The sequence below is a fragment of the Cytobacillus firmus genome (genome assembly GCF_023715565.1).
In the GTDB taxonomy this organism is placed as follows: domain Bacteria; phylum Bacillota; class Bacilli; order Bacillales; family Cytobacillaceae; genus Cytobacillus; species Cytobacillus firmus_C.
In genome coordinates this window covers 1-218 of the sequence record NZ_JAMBOJ010000209.1, presented here as the reverse complement: position 1 = coordinate 218, position 218 = coordinate 1, and the positions used below count along the sequence as shown (strand labels likewise).

The 218-nt window shown below is 32.1% G+C and carries 1 pseudogene; it reads left to right on the top strand.

Annotated elements, in window-relative coordinates:
- Positions 1–73 precede the first annotated feature (73 nt).
- Positions 74–218: pseudogene (locus tag M3205_RS26105) on the top strand (IS256 family transposase); the annotation flags it as partial.

The window sequence follows — 218 nt, the reverse complement described above, 5'->3', positions numbered from 1 at the left end:
AGAAAATGAGTCAAATTAATTCCTTTGGTCAACAATGTTATCAGCTACGAAAAACAAGTTGGAGGAATTAATTATGACTCAATTACAGTTTAACCTAAATCTTGACAATTTAAAAGAATCCGTCATGGATTCAAACATCGACTCAGTGATAAAGGCTTCTATTGTCCTGGTATTAAATGAGTTCATGGAAAAAGAACGTGATCATCATCTGAATACAT